Consider the following 22,583-nt stretch of genomic DNA (forward strand, 5'->3'; position numbering starts at 1 on the left):
CGCCCTACTGTTCCTGCTGGGCCCTAGGAGGATTGCTCTGGGAAAAAGCGACGACGAACCCAAGACCCCACACCGCTGAGGATAGCGCCTGCCATCAAGAGGCCAAGGGCGGGCTGAAACAGCGGCTGCCAGAGCGCCATCCAAAGGTCAAAGCCCAAGGGCCAATCAAAGCGACGCCCTAATAGTGCGATCGCAAACCAGCCAAGGGCGGCAATCACGAAGAAGACATTGAAGACGAGCAGGCGGTCGAGCCCTTGCAGTAGACGTTGCACCATCAGACGGGACTAGATGGGGAAGAGCCAGTGCTGGACGCGATCGAGGCTAGGCCAGTTGGGTTTACGCTTCTGACCATCCGCCAGACTTTCGCGTAGGTCTTGGCGCAGCTCTGCCGACACCGTGATCACCCGCAGGGCAATGTCGATGTGCTGACGCACACCCTTGGTGTCTGTTTCCAGCATCGCTAAAGCGAGGTTGACCCGTGCTTGCGGATCCTGTGGATTGAGCTTGACTGCCCGTTGGGCGGCTTTCATCGCTTGGCGCGGTTCATCAAGCAGCAAATACAGCCAAGACAGGCAGGTCCAAGAGGCACTGCTGCGGGGCTGGCGATCGCAGATCGACTGAAATACGGGCACCAAATCTGCTGGCGGTTCACCGGCTTGATAGCGATGGATACCGTCTTCAAACAGAGATTCGGGGGTTTCAGTAAAACTCATGCTGCGATCGCAAGATTCTTCAATTCGATCAGCCTATCGTGTTCTGGGCAGGATTCTTCGAGTGGCGACTAAGCCGAGAAGGAGCTACCGCAGCCGCAGGTCTGAGCCGCATTGGGGTTAGTGAACTTGAAGCCACCACCAATCAAAGCGGTGCTGTAATCCAAGGTCATGCCGTAGATATAGAGAAGGCTTTTAGGATCGCAGACGACGCGGAAACCGTCGTAGTCATAGACTTCATCTTTCTCGTGGATCCCTTCAGGCGTGATGAAGTCCATGGTGTAGGACATGCCCGAGCAACCACCCTGACGCACGCCTACCCGCAGCAGTAAATCGGTACCCTGCTGGGCTTGCATGGCTTGCAACTGTGCCAAGGCAGTTTCACTGATCAAAATGCCTTTCTGAGGGGCAGCCGTTGTTTGCGTCATGTCGTTAGGACTCCTAGCGAACCATTCAACCCGTGGATGGCCTGTGTTGCCATTCTACAAAGGCAACCTCGACGCAGGAATGTAGGGTGGGGCTTTCTTGGGATTGGAATAGTGCGGGGGTCAGCCTAAAGCCTCTGAGGTATAGGCTCATTGATTCGGTTGTGATGGGGCCGGAATGAAGCCAACAGGAATTGGGGGGGCCGTGGGAATGACCTCCTCGCGGAGGGCAGCAGCAGTGTTGGCAGACGAGGGAATGAACGTGGGGATAGGCGGCGCGATCGGGATCTCGACAGCAGCAGTATTGAGAGAACGGGGAGTCAATCGCCGAGGGAATTGGCTTTGCGGTGAAGCAGGCGGAGCAGGCATCACAGCGGGCGGCTGCGTTGGAGCAGGTGCCGGGTTTTGAGGATCCTGATAGAAGGGGTTTTGAGTATTTTGAGGTTGTAAATTCGTGCGCAGGGCTTTTTCTTCCTCAAACTGCTCTTTTTCGCGCTGCAAGCGTAACCGCGCCCGTTCGAGTTCAATGGCGGCAAATTCGCCGCAGTTAGTGGAGGGCGGCGAGCTCAGCGGCACAACAATGGCGACAAACGCCCCAAAGTTCGGTGTTTGGCTAGTGCTGAAGTTTTGGACATTGGTTGAAGACTGACTGGCATCAATGCCATAGAAACCCGCCTGTAGCGAAGTTCGACTATTGATGTTTTGGGAGCAGGTAACCCCGTCAGGTGTAGTGATCGACTCCTGGGCAGGCGAGTTTTGGAAGTTATTAATCGAGAACGGAACAGACTGTGCCAACACACTTTCTGTCACAGCGAAAAAGCTGCTCACTGCACAGAGAATGAACCGCTGCAGCTTCATACTTTGTCCCCACACACCTACAGTCACCCATGACTGCACGCAATTATAGTAACGCGCTGTTTCAAGCAACCTGGACCGCGTGACGGAGAGTAACTTTTGCTGTGAATCAGGGATTAGTTGCCGGGGCGAGGCGGCTGAGGGGGTGCGGTATTGGGGCGGGTTGGTGTATTAGGCGTGTTGCTGCCAATTTTGACGAGACTACAGACCCGCTGCGCGATAGTCACGCGATTACCCTGTTGGTCACGAACGGTGGGATTGACAGCAGGCATGGCACAGACATAGAAACTGCGCGGTTGGCGGTTAGTGATCGTGGCAGAACCTACCACGCGCCGGACTTGACGAGGTCCTACTCCGATAAGGCGGGTTGCTAGAGTAGCGTTAGGTTCTAGACGATTACCCGGTCGATCTTTATCAACAACGACTGGGTCTAAGTAGTAGTACCTGAACTGATTATCAAAGTTGCGAACTTCGAAGAAGAATGAGGTTTCGGGCTGCCTAATGTCACGTCGAATAATCGCGGGAGAAACAGCTTGGGCAAGGAATAACGGCAGCGTGATCAGGAAGAGTGGCATGGTGAAAGGAAAAGGTTTACAGGGGGCTACAACTCACTCTAAATTGCAGACGATAATCTCCGGCGACAAATCCCCGAGAATTTCGGTTTTTGCCCATCACCTGCAAGCGAAGCTGACTACTACCAGAGTTAGATAGTGCAATCGTTACATCACTAGTGAGGCTAGCTTGCGACTCCGCATTATTTGCGCCGATAAGTTGGAATTGATAACTGATATCAGCATCATTGAGATAGTCAGCTGGAAATACCATGAAGTTAGTAGAACGACTAATTTTTAGCTGAGCAGGCATCCCAGTCGAAATGATATCGATCACTGCAATAGTTGACTGAAATGTGGCACTACGATCATCAAAACTTAAGCCCCCACTACTCGGTGAGAGAGTACAACTTGCAGGTTGAGCAGTCGCCGGAAGTACTACTTGCAAACCACCAATTATGATTAGCACTGGACAAAGCAATGCTTTATGATTGACAGTGGCCATAAATAAAGCTGATTGTTGCAACTTTGCTTAACTATATTACGCATATATCGAAGAAAGCACCTCTACCCAAAGCTAGATAGAAGTGCTTTCTAATATCAGTGATTCATAGTAGCTGTACTGAGTTCAGTGACCAGATCAACTTACTGGAACTTCTAAGGTGTCGGAGCACAAGTCAGTGAGTACTGCAGTGAGAAGTTGACTGGAGTTCCATCTGTATTTGTCCTTCCAGACAAGAAGCTACCTCCGCCTTGTGGGCCAATAGATCCCCCTAAAGTGAAGTCACTATTAGTCAAAACACCTAGAGGTAAATTAGAGAAAGCACCAGAACTTGAATTCAGTGTAGGTGTAGTGTTACCAGTATTATCTGGAATACTTCCGGTCAGCTTATACACTGGGCTCGAATAGGAACTACCTCCACGAGTAAAGGCTGTCACAGTCCCACTTAGTAGATATAGATTATCTACAGTGGTTGTCACATCAACTGATACGTTAGAAGCCAAATCAAGCTCCCTGGTTGTTGGATTGTAGATTAAAGAGTCCGCAGGACTAATATTCGCACCCAGAATACAGGAAGGAGTAATATCTCCTTCCAAGGTAATAACGCCATCTGCTTTTGCGGGTAGAACCGCAGAAAAGGCTAACAGGCTAGCAGCGGCGGAAGCGGTGACGATTCGGGTCAAGAACTGTTTAGACATGGCTCACTCTCACTCTCTTTAGGAGAACTTATTCGCCCCGGAAGTTTGAGGGAGAGCTCGGTCTTCTTTGCTCTTTCTCTTGGCTTCCTTAACTACAGTATGGAGCAAATCTAAAGACACGAATGCCGGAATGTGCAACTCGCAACATATTTTCGTATTAGCCGTTACAGTTTCGTCACTCTACGAGCTTCGGTTTTTTATCTTTCGTTCAAAATCGTCTCAAAGCCTTGTCCCAGCTAACTTTTTGTCTTTGACTGGGCTGCCAACTCTAATAATAGTTTTTCACTCTTGAGAACTCGTGATAGAGCTTTTTCAATCCTCAAAAAAAGACGATATAGAAACCTCTATTCCTTACAGGCCACAAAAAAGGGGCGATCGCCCCTGGACTGCCCCTCCTTCATGCTGCTGTTGTGCTCAGGCTTGGGTTCCCTAGGGTGTCCCTGTCGGGCCGATGATGCCCGTTGCACCACCCGCCGTTGGCGAAATGGTCACGGTCAACCGCAGCGTGTAGTTACCGGCTGTAAACGGCTGCGACTGGGGATTCTGGGGCAACGCCTTCGACTGGATCTCCACCGTTGTTTCGCCTGAGTTGGCCAGCGGAAACTGGGTTGGAATTTGCAGATCACTCGATGTCGAGGCGGTGTTTGCTCCTGACAGCGCATAGCGATAGAAGAAGGTTGCGGCGCCGGTAAAAGTTTCAGGTTTCGTTGTAAATGAGGCTGGCGGGGTAATCGTCACCAGCCAAGTTGAGGGGTTGTTGACATTCACCACCACCCGCGCCGGACTTCCATAGTTAAAGAAACCGCCCGTTTGGCTATCGATCGTGTAAGTCATCGTGCCATCTGTGACACTGCGGATCTCCCCTGTTGGATCGACTGTGCCACTGAATTCAACGGTTGTTGTCTGAGTCTGGGCTACAGCCGGTGGAGCCATTGCAAGCAGACTTGCTGCTACGGCAACGCCTCCGCTGGCCATGAGCCACCGCGAAGCTGGTTTGATCGATCGACGCTTCTCTGCAAAAGACACTGCGACTACTCCCGCCAAACTTGCAGCGCCGTACGCTGTTTCTCCATCCTATCGACGGATTTCTGGGAAGGCCGCAGCGATCGCTGCTTCAACAGAGGCCACGGTAACGAATCCTGCAATCTGCAAGGTAGGTTGAGAATAAAATCTGAAGTCTGGCTGTAGGCAATCTTGCCGAGTCAGCTTGGGATCTTTGAGAGTGACGACGCAGGAGACGATCGCAATGTTGGAAGCCTACCGCCAAGCCGCCGCTGAGCGCGAAGCCTTGGGGGTTCCGCCGCTGCCGCTGGATGCGGACCAAACAGCAGCCCTGTGTGAGCTCTTGCAAGCCCCGCCTGTGGGTGAGGAAGCGACGCTACTCCATCTGTTGCGCGATCGCGTGCCCCCAGGGGTTGACCAGGCTGCCTACGTCAAAGCAACCTTTCTCAGTGCGATCGCCCACGGTGAAACCACCAGTCCGCTGATCATGCCGGTCGAGGCAGTTGAACTGCTGGGCACGATGATCGGCGGTTACAACGTCGCCGCGCTGATTGATCTACTTAAGAGTGCAGATGTGGCGATCGCTACGGCCGCCGTTGCCGCTCTCAGCAAAACCCTGCTGGTTTACGACGCTTATAACGACGTTGTCGCACTGGCTGAAACCAATGCCTACGCCCAACAAGTCCTAGAGTCTTGGGCAAAGGCCGAGTGGTTCACCAGCAAACCCACTCTGCCGGAAGCGATCACCGTCACGATCTTCAAAGTGCCGGGCGAAACCAACACCGACGATCTCTCGCCGGCCACTCACGCCACCACCCGCCCTGACATTCCGCTCCATGCCCAAGCGATGCTGGAAACGCGGCTGCCCGGTTCCCTCGAAACCATTCCGGTGCTGAAAGAGAAAGGGTATCCTCTCGCCTACGTTGGCGATGTGGTCGGCACCGGCTCTTCGCGGAAATCCGCGATTAACTCGGTTCTCTGGCACATCGGCGAAGACATCCCCTTCGTGCCCAACAAGCGCAGCGGTGGCATTATCCTCGGCGGCAAAATCGCCCCGATCTTCTTCAACACCGCCGAAGACTCGGGCGCACTGCCAATCGAATGCGATGTCAGCGCCCTCGACACTGGCATGGTCGTTACTATTTATCCCTACGAAGGCGTCATTAAAGATGAGGCAGGCACTGTCCTCTCAACCTTTAGCCTCAAGCCCGACACAATTCTGGATGAAGTGCGGGCGGGTGGCCGGATTCCCCTGCTGATCGGGCGATCGCTCACGGATAAAGTGCGATCGCAGCTCGGTCTACCCGTCAGCGACGTTTTTGTGCGTCCGCAACCGCCCGCGGATACCGGCAAAGGCTTCACGCTGGCGCAAAAAATGGTCGGTCGCGCCTGCGGTCTTCCCGGCGTGCGTCCCGGCACGAGTTGTGAACCAATCATGACCACTGTTGGTAGCCAAGACACCACGGGGCCGATGACACGAGACGAGATGAAGGAGCTAGCTTGCCTCGGCTTCAGCGCCGACTTGGTAATGCAGAGCTTCTGTCACACAGCCGCCTATCCCAAGCCTGTTGACATCAAAACCCACAAAACCCTGCCGGACTTCATTGCCCAGCGTGGGGGGGTCGCCCTCAAACCGGGGGATGGCATCATTCACAGCTGGCTCAATCGCATGCTACTGCCCGACACCGTCGGCACCGGCGGCGATAGCCATACCCGCTTCCCGCTAGGGATTTCCTTCCCGGCTGGTTCCGGTCTGGTAGCGTTTGCAGCTGCGATCGGGGCGATGCCACTGGATATGCCAGAATCCGTGCTCGTGCGCTTCACGGGTTCACTGCAACCCGGCATCACGCTGCGGGATGTGGTCAATGCCATTCCTTATCAAGCAATCCAGCAAGGGCTGCTGACTGTCTCTAAAGAAAATAAAGTCAACGTCTTCTCCGGCCGGATCATGGAGATTGAGGGACTCCCAGATCTGAAGCTCGAGCAAGCTTTCGAGCTAACCGATGCCACAGCGGAGCGTTCCTGCGCTGGCAGCACGATCAAACTCAGCGAGGATACTGTCGCCGAATACCTGCGATCGAATGTGGCGCTGATGAAGAACATGATCGCCCGCGGCTACGAAGACAGCCGCACCTTGGCACGTCGCATCCGTCAGATGGAAGATTGGCTGGCCAATCCACAGCTGCTCTCGGCCGATGAAGACGCCGAATATGCAGCCGTGATCGAGATCAATCTCGATGAGTTGACTGAGCCGATTCTGGCTTGCCCGAACGATCCGGATAACGTCAAAAAGTTGTCAGAAGTGGCTGGCGATCCCATCCACGAAATCTTCATTGGCTCCTGTATGACCAACATTGGCCACTATCGCGCTGCGGCCAAAGTGCTGGAAGGTGAAGGCCAAGTGGGCGGTCGCCTCTGGATTTGCCCACCGACCCGGATGGATGAAGACCGGCTCAAGGAAGAAGGCTACTACAGCACCTTCGCAGCGGCTGGTGCTCGCTTGGAAGTGCCGGGTTGTTCGCTCTGCATGGGTAACCAAGCTCGTGTTGCCGATAACACCACGGTCTTCTCGACCAGCACCCGCAACTTCAACAACCGTATGGGCAAGGGTGCTCAGGTCTATTTAGGATCGGCGGAATTGGCGGCAGTCTGTGCACTCTTGGGCCGCATTCCCACACTCGAGGAGTACTTGAAGGTGGCAGCTGAGAAGATTAATCCCTTTGCAGCTGATCTGTATCAGTACCTCAACTTCGACCAACTAGAAGGTTTTGCTGAGGAAGGTCGCGTTAAATCGACTGAAGAAGTCGATCGCATTTTGACCACTGTGTAGAGACCGCTAAATTGTCGGTCAACCTCCGGGGGCGATCGCTCTCGGAGGTTTTTTGTGCTTCATGACCTGTGATCAAAATCACAAGCTGCTCAGGAATACATCACGGCCCGGCTCAGGGCTCTCAGCGAGAGTAAACGTATTCTTCTTTCAGCCCTCAGCCATGGCCTTCCACTCTCGCATCGGCTCCACCAGCCAAGTCAAATCCAGCCTCAAGCTGCTAAAAAGTCTGGAGCCGGTCAACACCTCAAATCTCTCTGCTCCAACACCTACCCCTGCTCCAACACCAGCTATCACGACCTATGGATCTGCAGGCAATGACAATCTTTTAGGTGGTTTTTCTGCAGACATCATCTATGGCGGTGATGGCAACGATGTCCTCTCGGGCGGCACGACCTATTCGATGGCAAGCTACTTCAACGGCCAATATATTAATGATCTCTCTGGCGATACACTCTACGGCGAAGCTGGCAATGATCTCCTCCTAGGTGGACTTGGTCGTGACTATCTCTACGGTGGCGTGGGTGATGACACATTAGAAGGTTACGGCTTCAAACCTCAGCTTTCTCAAGTGGCCGTGGATGATACATTTCCCTTTGAAATTGAGGGTAATTTTCTGGATGGTGGAGAAGGAAATGATGTGCTTCTTGGGTCGATGGGAAACGATACCTTGATAGGTGGAACCGGTGATGACGTTTTAAATGGCCGAGGTGGACGTGACCTGATCACGGGTGGGCTAGGTTCTGACCAGTTTGTTATTAATGTAGAGAGCTACCGCGACAGCGCTACTTTTCCCAACACCTTTGCCACGATTCTGGACTTTAGTGCAGAGGATACTCTTCGCGTCGATCGCCCTGTGATCTTGCAATTAGGATCCGCTAGCGCAGTCAGCATCAATCAAGTCAATCTCTACACAACGTCTGACTCTGGCAGTCTGGATTTGATCGCCAGCATTCAAAGTACTGCCTTTGCTTCAGTCAGTGATTTGGCGACAGCCGTGATGAATGACTTGCTAGGGCTTTAGCTTGAAATTAAGCCTTTGAGTCAGGGTCTCAAGACTGCGAGATCAAACGTCTGCATATTCAACGAAGGTCAGCCCCGCGTAGGAACAGGAGTAGAGCTTGGCAAAGCTTCTCGGGCCAATCTTCTTGCGGATAGTGACCGGTTTCTTCGAAGCGAACAAACTCCGCCGAGGTTAATTTCCCAGCGCCTGCCTCAGCTTCTACCCAAGTGAGCCAAGGATCGCGATCGCCCCAACCGACAAGAATAGGTTGCGACCACTGGGCTAATGCACTGGCAATTTCGGTGCTGACTCGCGCTTGATCTAATTGCCGCACCGTTGCCAAGAGTGCTCGTCCTGCCGCAGAACTGGATAGATAGGGTCGGCGATAGACATCCAGATCGGCATCCTCAACACGATAGCCACCGCCACCTTCCAGCACGCGATCAACTGTCAGTGGATCTTGGCAGAGCATTTCACCGGCGAGAGGCAGACCGAGTTGCCGAATCTTCCAAGGGACGGAAGCGCCGGCATAGAAGGGTGTATTGAATAGGGCAATCCGTTCAACGCGATCGGGATGTTGGGCAGCCCAAAGCAACCCCACTGCTCCCAGATAGCCTTGGACAACGAGATGAAGGCGCTCAATGCCCAGCTCTGCTCGCCATGCTTCCAAGGCGCTGACAAACGCCTCGGGTGTGTAGGCAAACTCGCGCCGCTCTGGCTGACTGGAGAAACCTGCTCCAATCCAGTCCGGTGCGATCGCCCGAAACCCCGCATCGGCGATCGCGGGTAACACCTGCCGCCAGCCATAGCTTTGACTAACCAGCCCATGCAAGCAGACCACAGGTAACTTTGCGGGATCAGCCTGTGTGGGCTCAGCCTCGCGGTAGAACCATTCCAGAGATCCCACCGTTTGTTTCTGTTCCGCGATCGCCACCAGCTCTCCCCTGTTTTTTCTGAAGCCAAACGGCTTTGAGCATACCTTCCCAGCGAGTGGGGGGGTCGCAACAGTCTTCACAATTTTTTTGACGTAAAGATGTATAACGGTAGCAATTTATACAGAAAAATATTGCTAGATTTAAATCAAGCCTAGTTTTGCTTGCTGGAGGGATTGACCATGAACACCACCACCCAATCGCGTGAACTGGTGATGCGCCATCAGCAGGCAATCAAAAACCGCCAGCAATCAATGCTGGGGCGTGCCAATGTCGACATCGGCATGCCGCTGAGCCAAATGCGGCACTACAACGGCACCATTCAAGGCAAGGTGCATTCAGATTTCCGAGCTGCTTACGATCGCAGTGGTGCTGCGCTGAGCTAAGTCCACTGCTGCATCTTGAGTCTCGTCCTCCTAGTCCTCTATTGTCTCGACGAATATCGCTCTGGAATTCCAGGGCGATTTTTTTGTCTGTCACCTCAATCGAGCGATCGCGGAAGATAAAGGCGGATCTCTGGCTGATTTGTCGTGCGTGTTGTTCCTGTTGGGTTACTGCGATCGCTGTTAATCGGAGCGATTGCCCTCGGCTGTTGGCTGACTGTGATCACACCAGCACAGGCGGCAACCTTGAGCGATCGCGCTGCGTCGTATCCGGCTTGGTCAAGCTCACCATCCCTAAAAACCAATGCACCGGATCTGCCCTACCCCGATTGGATGGCAGGAACGTGGCAAGTCACCAGCACCTTGCTGGATTTACAAGCACCCCTCGCGCCGGAAATCATCACACCAGGCTTTGACAGCAATCGCCGCTGGCTGGATCAACCGCCGGAGTTTCCTGTGCGCTTTGGCACCCCGACCTACGCTGCCGCTGCAAAACCGCTACCAGATTTACGGCCTCAAGCAGCCCCCGTCGTCGCCGATCGCGCTTTTAATGGCCTTGCGATCGCCCGCGCCTATCTTGGGGAGGCTGTTGCCACCGTCAAAGCTCCTGATCCCAATCAACAACTCGTCCAGTTGGTGAATGGCGATAGTCTGCTAATGCGGATGACAGGCCGAGCCTGGGAACAGCCCACCGACTTCGTTTTCATTGCTAGCGAACTGAGCCGCCAGATTTTTCGGGGTCAGGGTCGCCCTCAGTTCAACAGCGTAGAAACCACAGCTCGCTACCAGCTGCGATCGCCCAATTTGATTACGGCGGATCAAATTACCGCCATCTATCTGACGCCGCAGGACCCCAGCTACTTTCAAGTTGGCGATCGTCCGATCGCGCTCTACCGTTACGCCCTGACACTGACTCGCACGGATGACATCTCTGAAGCGGCTTGATTCAGTCAGCAATCCGTGGTTACGGCAGGGAACGTCTAGTCAGCTACGACAAACAAAAACCCAGCCTCCAACAAGAAGACTGGGTTTGAGCTCAGAGCCGGTGACCGGATTCGAACCTGCGACCGGCTGTTTACAAAACAGCTGCTCTACCCCTGAGCTACACCGGCAAGGCAGTAATTACTATAGCGGATCGACTGCTGGCAACGCATGTTGATGCAAAATCAACTCTTGCACGGGTTGACCACCTAGCAAATGTTCCTGCAAAATCCGCTCAATCGCTTCGGGGGTGACGCGACCGTACCAAATGCCCTCGGGATAGACCAAGAGAATCGGCCCTTCTTGACAGACGCGCAGACAGTTGGCCTTAGTTCGAAACACCAGAGGCTTGCCAGTGTCGGGGCGATCGAGATCCAACTCCCGCAGCCGGCGCTTCAGATACTCCCAGCTTTCGAGACTGCGATCGCGATCGCAACGAAGCGGTTTAGTTTGGTCGGCGCAGAGAAATAAGTGGCGATCGATCTGATCGAGGCCGAGACTCCGCACCCGCACCGACAGGGTTTCAGCGAGGGTCATCCTTCAGCAGTTGCGGGTTTGACACGACGAATCGGTAAATTGGCGACAAGTGCTGTGACTCGCTGGTCATTTTCTAGCGAGAGTTCCATTCCCTCAGAGTCCAGCTCAACGTAGCGAGAGACCACTTCTAAAATCTCTTGGCGCATCTTTTGCAACAGCTCAGGGCTGAGGTCAGCACGATCGTGAGCCAGCACAAGCTTAAGGCGCTGCTTCACGGTGTCTCGACTGGCCTGTTGCCGGGGGAACAAGCGCTCGAATAAGTCAGCCAGCATTGCTGCAAAGACCCCTAGAGAATTTTTTTATTGAGGATGCGGCGAATCTTACTGAGCACACCGCTCTGGGGTTCCTCAAGATTGAGGAAGTCGATGCTTTCACCACTCAGGCGCCGCGCCACATTGATGAATGCCTTGGCCGCCAAGGAAGGTGCCTCGGCTAGGACCAACGGCTCGCCACGGTTGGTGGAAATAATCACCTGCTCGTCATCGGGAATGATGCCGACAAGAGGGATCGCGAGGATTTCCTGCACATCTTCGACACTCATCATGTCGTTGGCCTTGACCATCGCTGGCCGCAGCCGGTTCAAAATCAGCCGAATCTCTGTGATGCCATGGGCTTCTAGCAATCCAATAACGCGATCGGCGTCTCGGACAGCCGCAATCTCCGGCGTCGTAACAATTACGGCTTCGCGGGCGGCCGCGATCGCATTCTGGAATCCGGCTTCAATTCCAGCGGGTGAGTCGATCAAGATCACGTCGAACTGACCATCGAGCAGCGTCACCAACTGCTCCATCTGCTGGGGGGTCACCGACTCCTTCATGCGGTTGTTGGCCGCAGGCAGCAGGCAGAGATTCGGTTGGCGCTTGTCTTTGACCAATGCTTGCTCGAGGCGGCAATTGCCCGCTAAAACATCCTGAGCGGTGTAGACAATCCGATTCTCCAGCCCCAGCAGCAGGTCGAGATTGCGCAAGCCAAAGTCCGCATCGATGAGCACGAGGCGTTTACCCAGCTGGGCTAAGGCCATACCCAAGTTGGCGCTGGAGGTGGTTTTGCCCACGCCTCCCTTACCGGAGGTGACAACAATAACGCGACTCATAGGGTCCGAAGAGCAGGAGCGGCGATCGCTCAGCCGGCAATCGCTGACTCATCTTAAACCGTGTCGTCAAATCCCCCTAGACTGCCAAAGGCTTTCTATATTCACCCTTCATGACAGGGCTGTTCTGCCTGACGATGGAAAGACAATGCAGCGGGGCTTTCACTCCCAACTTGAATGACAGCGGACTATAACTTACTGATTCTGGGGGCGACACCGGCAGCGATCGCGCTGGCACAACAGGCACGGCGCTGGCAGGCTCGTGTGGCCTTGATCTATCTGCCAGAGAGTTGGGGCGCGATCGATCGCGATCGCCTGTTGATGCGTTGCTTGTTGAAGTCCACTTCTGTCCCAGAAGCACTGGCCTCAGGGCAGGCTCTCTACGAACGCCTTGAGCTACTGCAAGGCCCGATCGCTCTGCAGCAACAGGGAATTGATATTGTTGCCAGTCACTGGAAAGCGACACGATCGCGTCGGGTGGTGGACTGTAGCGATCGCCGACTGGAGGCGCGGCAGATCTGGCAGGCTCAACCGACAGGGGCAGAAGCAACGCCGCTCTGGGACTTACTGACCGCCGATCCACAACCGCAATCTGTGACGGTTACTGGCGATCGCACAATCGCGATTGGAGTTGCCCAAGCCCTGACCCGTCATGGTTGGGATGTCGGCTTGGCAACGCCTGCAATCTGGTCGAGTTGGGAGCCTACGATTGTTCAACGGCTGCAAGCTCAATGTCAGGCTGAGGGCATCCATCTGCTGGAGCAGTCAACTCGTCAGACGGATTCCTGCGAGCTGAGTCTCAATTATTTCCAACCTGATCCGCTGCCGCTGCTGCCGGGGAGTCGGGCGATCGCAGCCAATCTCAGTCCGGCAGAAGTCCGTGCGATCGCGCAACACGGTCTGTTCGGTTGGCCGCGTCAGCAATCAGCTCTAGCCCCGCAGCAAGTTTTAGAGATGGATCCGGCGGCAGCTCAGGTAGGACTGACAGAAGCCCAAGCCCGCCGTCGCTACGGCGATCGCGTTGAACTAGTTACCGCAAGCTGGCAGCAGCATCCTGAAGCCTTGATTCGCGATCAAACGGCTGGTTTTCTGCAGCTTTGTGTGTTGAATAACGGTCGCCTGCTTGGGGCGAGTTGGGTAGCAGACAATGCGGGGGATCTGGTGGCACCTCTGAGTCTGGCGATTCAAACGCGGCGATCGCTGCCTTCACTCTTGGGCCTATGGCCTGAATCGAGTCTTGGGCAGGCGCTAGAGCAATTGCTGGCAGACTGGGAAGTCCAGCGCAATCAGCGGAGTTGGCGACGACGGTTGCTGAGTGAGTGGCAACTCTTCTGGCGATCGACTTTCTAAACGGGCGCAGCTTGGAGGAGACCCCAGCCGAGCGGTATGGTGTCCAAGGAATTGGAGAAGCGATCGCGTGTCATTGGTGACAGCTCTGAACGGCTTAGATCTGTTCTTGGTCGGCTTGATGGGATCAGGGAAAACTACGATCGGGAAGCTGCTGGCGGAGTCCTTGGGCTACACCTACGTCGACACCGACAGTTTGATTGAGAACGTCACTGGGCGATCGATTCCAGAGATTTTTGCCAGCGATGGCGAAGCTGGCTTCCGGCAAATCGAAACGCAGGTCTTAGAAGAAGTTGCGAGCTATCGCCGCCTAGTAGTGGCAACGGGTGGCGGCATTGTGATTCGGCCTGAGAACTGGAGCTATTTGCAACAGGGCTTGGTGATTTGGCTAGATGTACCCATCCCCGAATTGCTACGCCGTCTAGAAGGTGATCAGAATCGACCGCTTCTACAAACTGAGGCTCCGGCTACCACGCTACAAGCTTTGTGGGAGCAGCGCCGCGATCGCTATGCCCAAGCCGATCTCCGTATTGCGATCGAGGCTTCGGAAGATCCTGAAGTAACTATGCAGCGAATTTTAGAAGTTATTCCGAGTGTTCTTAAAAACTCTGCTGATAGCTCTCCTGCAGAGATAGAGACTTAAGCAATCCGATGAGAAATTCGAGGTTCTTGCCTGGAGCAGGATGAGGCCAGTTTGTCCGCAGATAATGGCAACCCTTGTCTTCGAAGGATGTGCATCACCCCCCATAACCTGCAGACCTTTAGCAACCTCTAATCTAGCTAGGACAGCCAGTGAAGATGGCCAGCCTCCAAGACAGGATCTTAAGCCCATCGTTTCCCATCTTGCGGTTTCAACTCAATGGTTGTCATGTGCTAGCGGCGATCGCCCAATACACCGCAAGCGACTCATATTGCACATAGCAAACGGATTAGGAAAGGCACAGGATCCAAAAGAACACTCTCATCCCTAACCTCTCGCTAATTGTGGGAGAGGAGAAACAATAGGACTTTTGGGCGTTGTGGGAAAGTCTTATGCGACCTGTTACTAGCTATGGATTCATGACCAGTGTTCGTACAGTAGCCTCGTATGGCAGCAACGATTTGAGCCCCAGTGCGGTGGGACTTCTTGAAAGGGAAAGGGTCTGAGATTACTCCCAGACCCTTTCACCTACTCAATTTCTAGCTGTTCCGCATCAGCCGGCAATTAGCCGTTGATTGCAGGTGCAGTCAGAGCAACCGGGGTCGCTTCGCCTGCTGCCAAGTCGAGCGGGAAGTTGTGAGCATTACGCTCGTGCATCACTTCCATGCCCAAGTTGGCACGGTTCAACACATCTGCCCAGGTGTTGATCACACGGCCTTGGCTATCCAAAACCGACTGGTTGAAGTTGAAACCATTCAGGTTGAACGCCATGGTGCTGATGCCCAAGGACGTGAACCAGATGCCCACGACCGGCCATGCAGCCAGGAAGAAGTGCAGCGAACGGCTGTTATTGAACGATGCGTATTGGAAGATCAAGCGACCAAAGTAACCGTGGGCTGCCACGATGTTGTAGGTCTCTTCCTCTTGACCAAATTTGTAGCCGTAGTTTTGGCTCTCGGTCTCGGTCGTCTCACGCACCAGCGAGCTGGTCACCAACGAACCGTGCATTGCCGAGAACAGCGAACCACCGAACACACCAGCCACACCCAGCATGTGGAAGGGGTGCATCAAAATGTTGTGCTCTGCTTGGAACACGAACATGAAGTTGAAGGTGCCGCTGATACCCAAGGGCATGCCGTCCGAGAACGAACCTTGGCCGATCGGGTAGATCAGGAACACTGCAGTCGCTGCTGCAACCGGTGCGCTGTATGCAACACAGATCCAGGGGCGCATACCGAGGCGGTACGACAGTTCCCACTCACGGCCCATGTAGCAGAAAACGCCGATCAGGAAGTGGAACACTACCAATTGGTAGGGACCACCGTTGTACAGCCACTCGTCGAGGCTAGCGGCTTCCCAAATCGGGTAGAAGTGCAAACCAATGGCGTTGCTGGAAGGAACAACAGCACCAGAGATGATGTTGTTGCCATACATCAAGGAGCCAGCAACGGGCTCGCGGATGCCGTCGATGTCGACGGGAGGCGCTGCGATGAACGCAACGATGAAGCAGATGGTGGCGGTCAGCAGGGTGAGGATCATCAACACGCCGAACCAACCCACATAGAGGCGGTTGTCGGTGCTGGTTACCCACTCGCAGAACTGCTGCCACAGGCTGGCGCTCTCGCGCCGCTGCAATGCAGTCGTCATGATGTTTTGAGTCCAGTGAATTTTTATGTATGTCTAAGGCGTAATGCCTTATGAGCTAATAATAACAAAACTTTGCGAATTGTGAAGCACTTCTCAGATCAAACTTGGCGATCGCCCCAACAATCAGCTGTGATCACCTACAGTCCGGCCTATACCCTCGTTCCCACCTACGAGTGCTTCAATCGCTGCACCTACTGCAACTTCCGGCGCGATCCCGGAATGGACGAATGGTTGAGCCTATCGACTGCTCAGCAGCGACTGCTGACAGTGCGCGATCGCGGAGTTTGTGAAGTTTTGATCCTGAGTGGTGAAGTCCATCCTCAGAGCCCGCGGCGGGCTGCTTGGCGACAGCGGCTAATTGAGCTGGCGGAGTTGGCTCTAGACATGGGATTTTTGCCCCACACCAATGCTGGTCCCCTGAACCGAGCAGAGATGATCGCCTTACAAAATGTCAATGTGTCCTTGGGCTTGATGCTAGAGCAACTGACACCGCAGCTTCAGCGCACGGTGCATCGCGCGGCACCCAGTAAAGATCCACAGCTACGGCTGCAACAGCTTGAACAGGCCGGAGAGCTAGGTATTCCCTTCACCACCGGACTGCTGTTGGGGATCGGTGAAACAAGCCGCGATCGCCTTGAGACACTTGAAGCGATCGCGGCTTGTCACGATCGCTGGGGACATATCCAGGAGGTGATCTTGCAGCCGCATAGTCCGGGCCGTCAGCAAGCGATTCAACACCCTCCGCTAGCCCCGGATGAGCTGATTGATTGCGTGGCGATCGCTCGGCAAGTTCTACCCACATCGATTGCGATTCAAGTGCCACCGAATCTTTTGACCCAGCCGCAGCAACTAGCGGACTGTTTGGGAGCGGGTGCCCGTGATTTAGGTGGGATTGTGCCCTACGACGAAGTGAATCCTGATTACCAGCATCATGATTTGGATGAGCTTCGAGAAGCACTAGCGCAGCAAGGGTGGCAACTCCAACCGCGTTTGCCGGTCTATCCTCACCTAGTTGATCGCTTACCACAGCGACTGCAGACCCATGTGGCGGCGTGGCTGAATCGGTTCAACTCGCAGTCCAGGTCAAGCTAGCTACCTACGATCGCAACAAAAAGCCTCGACCACTGGTGCCGAGGCTCTGTATTTGAGAGGTTGAGCATACAGATTAAGCAGCCCCCCTAGAATTCATCACCTCGGGCTCATTCAGTTCCTTGCCAACAATGAGATCAGCGCAGGCAATGCGATCAGCCAAAATGGCACTCGCCATCATACCCGAGTGAATTTCGAGCATGGCTTCTTGGTAGGACTCAAAAATCAGTCGTTGTCCTGGAAAAACGACGCGCTCAAAATACCAACCCGTAATATTCGTAATCCGAGCAACCTGAATTTTGCTGGTGGCATTGACGTAGCAGCACAGAACAACATTGTCGCTATTGACCGTGATCGAATCTAGGATTTGAGACATAGCAAGAGCTCGGAGGAGTTGAACCGTAATTTTGGGATCACGCTAACACCCGCTCTAGGGGCAAGCTGTGTATCCAGTTACGAAACCTAAGGCCCTTAACAATCTCTTCAAAATCTCGATTGCGATCGCGGGATCGATCCCAGGATTCCTAATGCAACGGGCACTTGAGGATTGGAAAAGCGCAGGGAGCTTTGTCACCGCAACTCACTGGCGTCCTCCTTACTGCGATTGCTGCAGCGATAGCAATCAGAAACTCATCTTCCAGGGACAGCAGCCTTTACCCAGTTTCAGACTCCCCAACGGTTGACTGCGGACAACATCCAGACAGAAAAAAGGCCCGCGATCGCAGGCCATGGATGAGCTAACAGCGCAAAGTACTAGACAGCAGTTAGTTGTTTATCAGCCACTTCAGGGTTGACCTCCGGCGTGTCTGCTTCCGAAGGCGGCACCACTTGCCAGAACTGAGGCAAGTACTGCTCCCACTGCTCCAGGATATGGCAGGCCTTCGGGCTACCTGTCTTCTCGGCGTGGGCCGTGATCAGCTGTTTAAGTTGCTGCTCACCAGCAGAAGTTGAGACACGTTGCAGCTTGACGATCTCAGGATTGACCTTAGCGGGGAACTGCCCATCTTCATCGAGGAAGTAGGCCAGACCACCGGTCATACCAGCACCCACGTTACGCCCGCAGGGGCCTAGGACCACAATCGTACCGCCCGTCATGTATTCGCAACAGTGATCGCCGGTACCTTCTACAACCGCTTGCGCCTTGGAGTTACGAACCCCGAATCGCTCACCAGCCCGACCATTGGCAAACAGACTACCGCCCGTTGCGCCATAGAGACAGGTGTTGCCGACAATACTGCTCTGGGAGGGATCAAAGCGGACGCCTGCTTCTGGTCGAACGATGATTTCACCACCGTTCATGCCTTTGCCGACGTAGTCATTGGCTTCGCCCACGAGGTTGAGGCTTACGCCGCTGATATTGAAAGCGCCAAAGCTCTGGCCAGCACTGCCGTTGAAGTTCAGGCTGATCTGTCCTTCAAAGCCGTAGTTGCCGTAGCGCTGCGCGATCGCACCCGCGAGACGAGCCCCAACAGAACGATCCGTGTTGACGATCGCTTGCTCGATCGCAACAGAATCTTGATTGGCGATCGCGGCGGTGAGGGCTGGGTTGGCAAGCAACTGGTCGTCCAGCACTGGGCCATTGTCATGAACTTCGTCATGAACCAGCCAGCTGCGATCGGAGCGCGTATCGGGCAGCTTGATCAGGCAGTCGAGATTCAGAGCCGCCGTCTTGGTCAGCTTCAGATCAGGACGTGGCGCTAGTAGATCGGTGCGACCAGTGAGTTCCGTCAGGCTGCGATAGCCCAACTTCGCCAAGATGCTGCGCACTTCTTCGGCAATCAGGATGAAGAAGTTGACGACATGCTCTGGAATGCCAGTGAAGCGCTTGCGCAGTTGCTCTTGCTGCGTTGCGACACCGACAGGGCAGTTATTGGTGTGGCAGACCCGTGCCATGATGCAGCCTTCCGCAATCATTGCGATCGAGCCAAAACCAAACTCTTCTGCACCCATCAGCGCCGCCATGACGACGTCCCAACCAGTCTTGAGGCCGCCATCGACCCGCAGCAACACCCGCTGCCGCAGCTGATTTTCCATCAGGACGCGATGCACTTCGGTCAGGCCCAGCTCCCAAGGCCCGCCAGCATGCTTGATCGAGCTCAGCGGTGAGGCACCGGTACCGCCGTCATGGCCCGAAACTTGGATGATGTCAGCATTCGCTTTAGCTACCCCAGCGGCCACGGTTCCGATCCCGATTTCCGCCACCAGCTTGACCGAGACTTGTGCCTTGGGATTGATCTGATGCAGGTCAAAGATCAGCTGAGCCAAATCTTCGATCGAGTAAATGTCGTGGTGAGGCGGTGGTGAAATTAGCAAGACACCCGCCTTCGAGTTGCGCAGGAAAGCAATGTAGGGGCTGACTTTCTTGCCCGGAAGTTGTCCCCCTTCACCCGGCTTCGCCCCCTGCGAGACCTTGATCTCGAGCTGATCAGCACTCATCAAGTACTCGGGCGTGACGCCAAAGCGACCCGAAGCAATTTGCTTGATGGCCGAGCTAGCAGTGTCGCCATTGCGCAGACCATGCAGGTGCGGCAGGGTTGGGGAGTTCCCTTCTGCGTCAACATCGCCCAGAACTTTGTAGCGAACGGGGTCTTCGCCACCTTCACCGGAGTTGGACTTACCGCCCAGCCGGTTCATGGCGATCGCGAGGGTTTCGTGGGCTTCCCGCGATAGTGCCCCCAGCGACATCCCACCAGTGCAGAAACGCTGCACGATCGCTTCTACCGATTCCACCTCATCCAGTGAGATGGCCGGGCGATCGCTGACGAATTGCAGCAAGTCCCGCAACGCTGTGACCGGCCGCTCTTCCAGGTACTTGCGATAGACCTCAAAGTGGTCGTAGTTTTTGCCTGCTACCACGGCCTTGTGCAGGGCTTTCGACATCTCGGGGCTGTTCATGTGGTACTCACCACCGGGGCGGTACTGCACGAAGCCAAAGTTCTCGAGTTTCTTCTGGTTCAACTCGGGGAAGGCACGGGTATGGAAGCTCATCACCTCGTGGGCGATGTCAGCCAAGGTCAGACCACCCAACCGCGAAGTCGTGCCGCGGAACGCGAGGTCGACTACTTCCATGCTCAGACCAATTGCTTCAAAGATCTGCGCACCGTGATAGCTGGGTAGCAGCGAAATCCCCATCTTGGACAGGATTTTCAGCAGCCCTGCTTCGACAGCCTTACGGAAGTTTTGCTGAGCCCCTGCCAAGCTGACTTGAGCAATCTTGCCGCGCTCCATCAAGCTTTGAGTCTTAGGCGCATGCCACCAGTGGCGCACAGTTTCCAAAGCCAGCCATGGACAGACGGCACTGGCGCCATAGCCAATCAGGCAAGCGAAGTGGTGCGTGCTCCAACATTGGGCGGTATCGACCACCAAGGAGGCTTTCATGCGCAGCCCTTGGCGAATCAGATGATGGTGGACAGCCCCCACGGCCAGCAGCGGCGGAATATAGCTGATCTGCGGCGCGAGGCCCGCCCCTGTGCGATCGCTGAGGATCAGAATCTGATGACCAGCCTGGACGGCTTGCTCAGCCTGCTGACAAAGGGCTGCGATCGCCGCTTGCAGACCATCCGGGCCTTGCTCGATCGCGTAGAGAGTCGAGAGTTCAGCCGCCTTGAGGGTTGACTGCTTGACTTGCTCTAGCTCCGCTTCATTCAAGACTGGCGAGTCTAGCTTCAGCAGCCGTGCCGACTCAGGCCCGACCTGCAGCAGGTTGTCGCGGGCCCCGAGGGTCATGCTCAGGGACATGACCAAACTTTCCCGTAGTGGGTCGATCGCGGGGTTGGTGACCTGGGCGAAGCGCTGCTTGAAGTAGTCGTAGAGCAGACGCGCTTTGCTGGACAGGACAGCCAGGGGAATGTCATCACCCATGCAAAAGGTCGGCTCTTTGCCGTCGCTGGCCATGGCCTCAATCACCATGTCCACGTCTTCAGCGGTGTAGCCAAAGCCGGTCTGGAGGCGGAGCAGATCAAAGTCGCCGAGTTGCTGCTCGTTCCCGAAGTCTTTGTTCTCCAAAACCTGCCGCTCTTGCAGCCATTGACCGTAGGGCTGTTGGCTAGCAATCCGCTTCTTGATGTCCCAGTTTTTGATGACCTCTTTGGTTTCGAGATCGACTTCAATCATCTGGCCCGGACCAAGACGGCCTTTTTCGATGATCGTTTCAACGGGTAGGTCAACAACACCGGCTTCTGAGGCGAAGACAATGTAACCATCAGCGGTGATGCTGTAGCGGGCGGGACGGAGACCATTGCGATCGAGGCAAGCTCCAACCTTTTTGCCATCGCTGAACACCAACAACGCCGGACCATCCCAGGGCTCTTGCAAACCGCTATAGAACTCGTAGAAGTCGACGATTTCCGGATGATCGGCCAAGGCTGGCTGATTCTGGTAGGCTTCTGGCACCATCACCATCAGCGCTTCCTGTGGGGTCCGGCCCGAGTTGACCAACAGCTCTAGGGCGTTGTCGAGGTTGGCGGAGTCACTCCGGTTGAGGTCAACCACTGGCAGCAGATCGCCAATGCGATCGCCCCAGGCAGGGTGTTGGAGATCGGCTTGCCGCGCCATCATCCAGTTGATGTTGCCCAGCAGCGTATTGATTTCACCGTTGTGTCCCAGGAAGCGCATCGGCTGCGCCAAGGGCCACTTGGGCATGGTGTTAGTACTGAAGCGGCGGTGGTAAACACCAAAGTTGCTGGTGTATGCCGGATTAGTCAGGTCGGTGTAGAGCTGACCGAGCACTTCCGATCGCACCATGCCTTTGTAGACAACAGTGCGGCTGGAAAGCGAGCAAATGTAAAAATCTTCGCTAGCAGTGCCAAGGGCCTTTTTGACTGCAGTTTCTACCCGTTTGCGTACGAGGTAGAGCTGCCGCTCGAACTCATCGTCCCGTAGCTGTTCGCTGGCAATAAAGCACTGCTCAATTCGGGGCAGGTTTGCCCGTGCCTGTTGGCCCAAAACCTCGGGGCGGGTGGGGACCAAGCGCCAGCCCAAGAACTGCAGGTTTTCCTCAGCAACAATTTGCTCAATCAGCTGCCGGGCGATCGTGGCTTCAGCGCCATGTTGGGGCAGAAAAACCATCCCCAAGCCAACGCTCGACAGGTCAGCCGGAGCCGCAGCACCAAGCCAAGTTTTCAGCAGATCAGTCGGGATCGCTGTCATCAAGCCAGCGCCATCGCCGGAATCAGAGTCAGCACTACAGCCGCCACGGTGCTCCATACAGCCCAAGGCTCGCAAGGACTTCTCAACCAAGTCGTGGCTGGCACGACCTTGTTGATCGGCCACAAAACCGACACCGCAGGCATCACGCTCTTCGACAAGCCAGCGTGGGCCTTGGTAGGTAGGGTGAGAAGACGAATGAACAGAATGCTGATTCAT

22 protein-coding genes and 1 tRNA gene are annotated in these 22,583 nt (G+C 55.0%); 7 read left to right on the plus strand and 16 right to left on the minus strand.

Annotated features, from left to right (window positions below; translation table 11 throughout):
- Positions 1-23: 23 nt before the first annotated feature.
- The 8 genes from SYC_RS03265 to SYC_RS03295 all read right to left on the minus strand — a co-directional run bounded on the left by SYC_RS03265 (position 24) and on the right by SYC_RS03295 (position 4,674).
- Entirely contained in the window at positions 24-275 is a 252-nt protein-coding gene (locus tag SYC_RS03265) for a hypothetical protein (protein ID WP_011242943.1), read from the minus strand.
- 9 nt (positions 276-284) lie between these two features.
- Complete coding sequence (locus tag SYC_RS03270) at positions 285-713, minus strand: tetratricopeptide repeat protein (RefSeq protein ID WP_011242944.1); 429 nt, start codon at positions 711-713, stop codon at positions 285-287.
- Positions 714-781: 68 nt separating this feature from the next.
- Positions 782-1,138: a HesB/IscA family protein gene (locus tag SYC_RS03275; RefSeq protein WP_011242945.1), complete on the minus strand. Its 357-nt coding sequence runs from the start codon at positions 1,136-1,138 to the stop codon at positions 782-784.
- A 147-nt stretch (positions 1,139-1,285) separates the two neighbouring features.
- Entirely contained in the window at positions 1,286-1,993 is a 708-nt protein-coding gene (locus SYC_RS03280) for a hypothetical protein (protein WP_011377786.1), read from the minus strand.
- 113 nt (positions 1,994-2,106) lie between these two features.
- Positions 2,107-2,319, minus strand: coding sequence for a hypothetical protein (locus SYC_RS13740; protein ID WP_011377785.1), 213 nt, complete (start codon positions 2,317-2,319; stop codon positions 2,107-2,109).
- A gap of 262 nt (positions 2,320-2,581) precedes the next feature.
- Positions 2,582-3,046: a hypothetical protein gene (locus tag SYC_RS13745; RefSeq protein ID WP_039755790.1), complete on the minus strand. Its 465-nt coding sequence runs from the start codon at positions 3,044-3,046 to the stop codon at positions 2,582-2,584.
- A 152-nt stretch (positions 3,047-3,198) separates the two neighbouring features.
- Positions 3,199-3,741: a hypothetical protein gene (locus SYC_RS13750; RefSeq protein WP_011377783.1), complete on the minus strand. Its 543-nt coding sequence runs from the start codon at positions 3,739-3,741 to the stop codon at positions 3,199-3,201.
- 429 nt (positions 3,742-4,170) lie between these two features.
- Entirely contained in the window at positions 4,171-4,674 is a 504-nt protein-coding gene (locus SYC_RS03295) for a hypothetical protein (protein ID WP_162010019.1), read from the minus strand.
- Positions 4,675-4,987: 313 nt separating this feature from the next.
- On the opposite strand from SYC_RS03295, the gene acnB reads away from it, so the two are divergent.
- Together acnB and SYC_RS03305 are read left to right on the plus strand one after the other, a co-directional pair.
- Positions 4,988-7,573 (plus strand): bifunctional aconitate hydratase 2/2-methylisocitrate dehydratase, encoded by a 2,586-nt coding sequence (acnB, locus tag SYC_RS03300; RefSeq protein WP_011242949.1) that lies wholly within the window; start codon positions 4,988-4,990, stop codon positions 7,571-7,573.
- Between the two features lie 160 nt (positions 7,574-7,733).
- Positions 7,734-8,594: a calcium-binding protein gene (locus tag SYC_RS03305; protein WP_231621325.1), complete on the plus strand. Its 861-nt coding sequence runs from the start codon at positions 7,734-7,736 to the stop codon at positions 8,592-8,594.
- A gap of 58 nt (positions 8,595-8,652) precedes the next feature.
- Here SYC_RS03305 and SYC_RS03310 read toward each other — a convergent pair whose 3' ends face one another.
- Complete coding sequence (locus SYC_RS03310) at positions 8,653-9,507, minus strand: alpha/beta fold hydrolase (RefSeq protein ID WP_011242951.1); 855 nt, start codon at positions 9,505-9,507, stop codon at positions 8,653-8,655.
- A gap of 180 nt (positions 9,508-9,687) precedes the next feature.
- On the opposite strand from SYC_RS03310, the gene SYC_RS03315 reads away from it, so the two are divergent.
- A complete protein-coding gene (locus tag SYC_RS03315; protein ID WP_011242952.1) occupies positions 9,688-9,891 on the plus strand; it encodes a hypothetical protein in 204 nt (67 codons plus the stop codon).
- A 144-nt stretch (positions 9,892-10,035) separates the two neighbouring features.
- Positions 10,036-10,833 (plus strand): DUF6816 family protein, encoded by a 798-nt coding sequence (locus tag SYC_RS03320; protein ID WP_011242953.1) that lies wholly within the window; start codon positions 10,036-10,038, stop codon positions 10,831-10,833.
- A gap of 95 nt (positions 10,834-10,928) precedes the next feature.
- Here SYC_RS03320 and SYC_RS03325 read toward each other — a convergent pair.
- The 4 genes from SYC_RS03325 to minD form a co-directional block, all read right to left on the minus strand.
- Positions 10,929-11,000, minus strand: a tRNA-Thr gene (locus SYC_RS03325).
- Positions 11,001-11,013: 13 nt separating this feature from the next.
- Positions 11,014-11,406 (minus strand): (2Fe-2S) ferredoxin domain-containing protein, encoded by a 393-nt coding sequence (locus SYC_RS03330; protein ID WP_011242954.1) that lies wholly within the window; start codon positions 11,404-11,406, stop codon positions 11,014-11,016.
- Positions 11,403-11,678: a cell division topological specificity factor MinE gene (gene minE / locus SYC_RS03335; protein WP_011242955.1), complete on the minus strand. Its 276-nt coding sequence runs from the start codon at positions 11,676-11,678 to the stop codon at positions 11,403-11,405. The genes SYC_RS03330 and minE overlap by 4 nt, the downstream gene beginning before the upstream one ends.
- Positions 11,679-11,692: 14 nt before the next feature.
- Positions 11,693-12,499: a septum site-determining protein MinD gene (minD, locus tag SYC_RS03340; protein ID WP_011242956.1), complete on the minus strand. Its 807-nt coding sequence runs from the start codon at positions 12,497-12,499 to the stop codon at positions 11,693-11,695.
- A gap of 174 nt (positions 12,500-12,673) precedes the next feature.
- Between minD and SYC_RS03345 the strand changes: the two genes are divergently transcribed.
- Together SYC_RS03345 and SYC_RS03350 are read left to right on the plus strand one after the other, a co-directional pair.
- Positions 12,674-13,846 carry a hypothetical protein gene (locus SYC_RS03345; RefSeq protein ID WP_011242957.1) on the plus strand — a complete coding sequence of 391 codons (1,173 nt, stop codon included), beginning with the start codon at positions 12,674-12,676 and terminating at the stop codon, positions 13,844-13,846.
- A gap of 67 nt (positions 13,847-13,913) precedes the next feature.
- Positions 13,914-14,486 (plus strand): shikimate kinase, encoded by a 573-nt coding sequence (locus SYC_RS03350; RefSeq protein WP_011242958.1) that lies wholly within the window; start codon positions 13,914-13,916, stop codon positions 14,484-14,486.
- Between the two features lie 561 nt (positions 14,487-15,047).
- On the opposite strand, the gene psbA is transcribed toward SYC_RS03350, so the two are convergent.
- Complete coding sequence (psbA, locus tag SYC_RS03355; protein WP_011242959.1) at positions 15,048-16,130, minus strand: photosystem II q(b) protein; 1,083 nt, start codon at positions 16,128-16,130, stop codon at positions 15,048-15,050.
- An 81-nt stretch (positions 16,131-16,211) separates the two neighbouring features.
- On the opposite strand from psbA, the gene cofG reads away from it, so the two are divergent.
- Positions 16,212-17,222, plus strand: coding sequence for a 7,8-didemethyl-8-hydroxy-5-deazariboflavin synthase subunit CofG (gene cofG / locus SYC_RS03360; RefSeq protein ID WP_011242960.1), 1,011 nt, complete (start codon positions 16,212-16,214; stop codon positions 17,220-17,222).
- A 73-nt stretch (positions 17,223-17,295) separates the two neighbouring features.
- Here cofG and SYC_RS03365 read toward each other — a convergent pair whose 3' ends face one another.
- Entirely contained in the window at positions 17,296-17,595 is a 300-nt protein-coding gene (locus SYC_RS03365; protein ID WP_011242961.1) for a DUF1830 domain-containing protein, read from the minus strand.
- Between the two features lie 377 nt (positions 17,596-17,972).
- Complete coding sequence (gene gltB, locus SYC_RS03370; protein ID WP_011242962.1) at positions 17,973-22,583, minus strand: glutamate synthase large subunit; 4,611 nt, start codon at positions 22,581-22,583, stop codon at positions 17,973-17,975.

It is taken from the genome of Synechococcus elongatus PCC 6301 (genome assembly GCF_000010065.1).
Taxonomy (GTDB): Bacteria; Cyanobacteriota; Cyanobacteriia; order Synechococcales; family Synechococcaceae; genus Synechococcus; species Synechococcus elongatus.

Excerpts from the sequence above, each read along its gene's own strand:
- SYC_RS03265 (WP_011242943.1), bottom strand. The coding sequence starts at position 275 with ATGGTGCAACGTCTACTGCAAGGGCTCGACCGCCTGCTCGTCTTCAAT.
- SYC_RS03270 (WP_011242944.1), bottom strand. The coding sequence starts at position 713 with ATGAGTTTTACTGAAACCCCCGAATCTCTGTTTGAAGACGGTATCCAT.
- SYC_RS03275 (WP_011242945.1), bottom strand. The coding sequence starts at position 1,138 with ATGACGCAAACAACGGCTGCCCCTCAGAAAGGCATTTTGATCAGTGAA.
- SYC_RS03280 (WP_011377786.1), bottom strand. The coding sequence starts at position 1,993 with ATGAAGCTGCAGCGGTTCATTCTCTGTGCAGTGAGCAGCTTTTTCGCT.
- SYC_RS13745 (WP_039755790.1), bottom strand. The coding sequence starts at position 3,046 with ATGGCCACTGTCAATCATAAAGCATTGCTTTGTCCAGTGCTAATCATA.
- SYC_RS13750 (WP_011377783.1), bottom strand. The coding sequence starts at position 3,741 with ATGTCTAAACAGTTCTTGACCCGAATCGTCACCGCTTCCGCCGCTGCT.
- SYC_RS03295 (WP_162010019.1), bottom strand. The coding sequence starts at position 4,674 with ATGGCTCCACCGGCTGTAGCCCAGACTCAGACAACAACCGTTGAATTC.
- acnB (WP_011242949.1), top strand. The coding sequence starts at position 4,988 with ATGTTGGAAGCCTACCGCCAAGCCGCCGCTGAGCGCGAAGCCTTGGGG.
- SYC_RS03305 (WP_231621325.1), top strand. The coding sequence starts at position 7,734 with ATGGCCTTCCACTCTCGCATCGGCTCCACCAGCCAAGTCAAATCCAGC.
- SYC_RS03315 (WP_011242952.1), top strand. The coding sequence starts at position 9,688 with ATGAACACCACCACCCAATCGCGTGAACTGGTGATGCGCCATCAGCAG.
- SYC_RS03330 (WP_011242954.1), bottom strand. The coding sequence starts at position 11,406 with ATGACCCTCGCTGAAACCCTGTCGGTGCGGGTGCGGAGTCTCGGCCTC.
- minE (WP_011242955.1), bottom strand. The coding sequence starts at position 11,678 with ATGCTGGCTGACTTATTCGAGCGCTTGTTCCCCCGGCAACAGGCCAGT.
- minD (WP_011242956.1), bottom strand. The coding sequence starts at position 12,499 with ATGAGTCGCGTTATTGTTGTCACCTCCGGTAAGGGAGGCGTGGGCAAA.
- SYC_RS03345 (WP_011242957.1), top strand. The coding sequence starts at position 12,674 with ATGACAGCGGACTATAACTTACTGATTCTGGGGGCGACACCGGCAGCG.
- psbA (WP_011242959.1), bottom strand. The coding sequence starts at position 16,130 with ATGACGACTGCATTGCAGCGGCGCGAGAGCGCCAGCCTGTGGCAGCAG.
- SYC_RS03365 (WP_011242961.1), bottom strand. The coding sequence starts at position 17,595 with ATGTCTCAAATCCTAGATTCGATCACGGTCAATAGCGACAATGTTGTT.
- gltB (WP_011242962.1), bottom strand. The coding sequence starts at position 22,583 with ATGAATCAGCATTCTGTTCATTCGTCTTCTCACCCTACCTACCAAGGC.